This window comes from Lentzea sp. NPDC060358 (genome assembly GCF_042725365.1).
Taxonomy (GTDB): Bacteria; Actinomycetota; Actinomycetes; order Mycobacteriales; family Pseudonocardiaceae; genus Lentzea.
The window spans coordinates 1-3,056 of record NZ_JBHXCW010000428.1; the positions used below are offsets into that span (position 1 = coordinate 1).

2 protein-coding genes and 2 pseudogenes are annotated in these 3,056 nt (G+C 64.8%); 1 reads left to right on the forward strand and 3 read right to left on the reverse strand.

From position 1 onward, the window contains the following. Positions 1-26: 26 nt before the first annotated feature. Together ACFWGZ_RS40455 and ACFWGZ_RS40460 are read right to left on the reverse strand one after the other, a co-directional pair. Positions 27-269 (reverse strand): hypothetical protein, encoded by a 243-nt coding sequence (locus ACFWGZ_RS40455; RefSeq protein ID WP_382456883.1) that lies wholly within the window; start codon positions 267-269, stop codon positions 27-29. Between the two features lie 402 nt (positions 270-671). Continuing rightward, positions 672-740, reverse strand: a pseudogene (locus tag ACFWGZ_RS40460) (lytic murein transglycosylase); the annotation flags it as partial. Between the two features lie 1,276 nt (positions 741-2,016). On the opposite strand from ACFWGZ_RS40460, the gene ACFWGZ_RS40465 reads away from it, so the two are divergent. Then, positions 2,017-2,643 (forward strand): hypothetical protein, encoded by a 627-nt coding sequence (locus ACFWGZ_RS40465; RefSeq protein WP_382456882.1) that lies wholly within the window; start codon positions 2,017-2,019, stop codon positions 2,641-2,643. Between the two features lie 313 nt (positions 2,644-2,956). Here the strand turns inward: ACFWGZ_RS40465 and ACFWGZ_RS40470 are convergent. Beyond that, positions 2,957-3,056 (reverse strand): annotated as a pseudogene (locus tag ACFWGZ_RS40470) (IS5/IS1182 family transposase); the annotation flags it as partial.

Genomic DNA, 3,056 nt, shown 5'->3' on the forward strand with positions numbered 1-3,056 from the left:
CTTTGTCGTCCGGTTCCGGTGGAGCTCTACCGGGGCTGGGGAGCCCTGGCCGCGGCGACGTCCTGCTCGGTGATGACCCCCTCGGCCACGGCGTCGCGAATGACCTTCGCGCAGTGCTTCCCGTACTCGGACCGGTCCTCGCTCTCCCGGCCGAGCTTCTTGAGGCACATCTTCACCAGCGGGGCGGTGATCGCGTCCATCCACCCGGGCCGCCGAGAAGGCTTGGACTGGACGGGCTTCTCCGCAGCGGGCTTCTCCTGAGCCACCACGGCCGGCTCCTCCGCAGTAGCAGCTGCCTGAGGCTTCTCCACAGGGGCCGCAACGGGCGCGGCAGCCGGCTTGGGCTCCCCAGCACCGGCCTCAGGCGCCACAGGCTTCACCTCCACCGGCTTGGGCGCGGCCAGCACAGCCACGTTCTCCTTGGCAGGCTCAGGCACCACAGCGGGAGCAGCCGGCCGAGCCGACTGGTCGACCGCGTGGTCCAGCACCACCCCAGGCACCTCGTGGGCCCCAGTCGCGTAAGCCGAGCTCCACGCGATCACCGTGCGCACGTACGAGTCGGAGTGGTTGTACCGGAACACCGCAGCCCGAGCATCACCCGGCCGAGCCATGTCCAGCCCACCGGAACACAGGTACCGAGCAGCAGCCGCAGTGGCGTCGAAAACGTTGTGAGGGCTGGCAACCCCGTCCCCGTTACCGTCAGTCCCGTAATAGGCCCACGTTCCGGGGATGAACTGCATGGGCCCCACCGCCCGATCCCACTGACCGTCACCGTCCCACCGCCCGCCATCGGTGTCCCGAATAGCAGCAACACCAGGCCCACCAGCCAAAACAGGCCCCAAAATGGCCGGACTGGTGGTCCCAGCGGCATCAGCCCGCCCACCCCGAGCGTGCCCGGACTCGATACGCCCGATAGAGGCCAGCAGATGCCAGGGCAAATGACACCCAGGCGACGTACGAGCAGCAAAGTCGGCAGCCGCCCGATAAGCGCCGAGCACGTTGCCGGGAATGCCCTGCACCGAAGCCCCGAACACCGCAGGCACAGCAACGGGCGCCCCCGGCGCCACAACAGCCCCGGCAGCCGGCAACGACGGCGGCTGAGGCTGCTGCTGTTGCTGCTCAACCACAGCGGCCGCAGGCGTCCAAGCGGCACGGTGATCCCAGCCGGCAGAACTCAACGCGGTCCGAGGCGGCTCATCAGGCGAAGAAGACAACGCCGACCCCGAAGCGGAGTACCAAGGCGAACTGGCCCCAGCCGACGCCAACACCACCAGCGTGAGAGCGAGTCGCGTCGCCGGCGGCGAATACCTTCGTGAGGGGGACTTGCGAAACACGGGAACTCCCTGTCGCAGACCAAGGTGGACACACAACTGCTCCCACCCGTCTACCAGCAGAAGACAGCCCCCCGCAGCGCAGAACCCGCAGCTTCGCTCAAGCGTGTAACCCCTGCTTGAACCCGTGAACGAACGGCAATTCTCCTTTCCGGACCACCAAGAACATGCACCGGTCTCACGTACAACGGCCGACAGCCTCTGCGGACCAAGCGTCAGCTCGAGGGTTCGGCGGCGAGCTGGTACGCCGTGGCGGTGCTGCGTTGGCACCTCACCTGTGCGGGCGGGAGAGGGTCGCGTTCGGAAGGTGACCAGAACTGCGGTCTGTCTGCTGGTGATAACGGCGGCCTATTCCTCACAAGGGACGCCGGAAGGGCATTGGAGCAGACGTGGGTGGCGAGTAACAAGAAGTACATACCGACCGGATGGCGGAAGAATGATTCCCTTCGTACTGATGAGGCTTTTCAAAAGGGTGAAGCTCATGCGGAAGAGGCGATCATAAACAGCCTCTTCAGCCGAATTTAGGCGTTCAAGAATGGGGAATCGTAGAAGGATGTACCTCCACGGGTATCTGTTGGGGAAAATGCTATCCTGACCTGAGGGGCAACGGAGTAACTGTAGGTGGCCCCGGCTTCAGGTCCAGCAAGACGAATTCCCCCTGGCGTATGTTCTGGAGTTTGTGACCATGGCAGAGGAACCCTATGCGGGGCTCAATGCGGCGCTCGAAGACGCGTCCGACTGGGGCCTGACCTTGAGCGCGCTCGGCTGCGTCCACCGTGCGTCCGCTGTTCTGGTGGCGGCCGGTGTGGCGGACGAGAGTTCGGCCGTGTTCTCCGCTGACGCCTTGAGGGAACTGGGAGAAGCACGTGACGTGACCACCGTGCTCGCCGCCGTGAAGTCGAGCCAGCAGGCATTGGCGATCTACGCGGCTGACCCGGAGACGGGCGAGTTGCAGGAAGAGACCGTCCGAGCCTCCCTGCTCGCCATGTCATCAGAACTGGTTCTGAGGGCGAACACGAGTCTCGAACGCGCCTCTCTGCAAGAATGGGCAGACTTCTGCAGCTCGCTGGCGGTGGACATCGCGCAGGAGTTGGGCAGTCTGGAGCTGACATCGGTTGCCGAATTTGGCGAGGACTCGCCAAGCCTGTACGAAGAAATTCCGCCACTACCCGCTCAAGAGATTCGCATTCAGCTGGAGATTCTGCGCCTCGTGGACGGGGAGGATGCTGACGTGCTCAACCGGATCGCCGAACTTTCCGGCGCCTTGCGGGAGTCGCTCACCGCAATCGCCATAGAGGCGATAGCGGAATAAGGAACACTGCGTGAACGGCTACGACACCTGATGCACCGGACGGATGGGCTGGACGCTGTTGCAGGAAACCAGCCCATGCGCCTCGCGGTTCTGGTTCGTGGCCGCCCGCCCCGGCTCCGAGGAAGCAGGCTCGGACGGCAGGTCTGCGAGCTAACCACAGCAAAGCCAGGAGTGGATCGATGTGCGAGCGGCGATCAACCCTCCGGAACGGATCTTCGGCATGTTCAAGTTCACCACCGCCTGTGGTGGCGGCGGTCGCGAGGTGGGTACCTCATGGGACAGGTGGTGGAACTAGGGCGTGTATCGAATGGCGTTTGAGCCGGTTGACGCCGCACTCCACGGCGTGACGCTGTTTGTAGGCCTCGGGGTCGAAGGCCGGTGGCCGGCCGCCCTTCGACCCCTTGGCCTTGCGG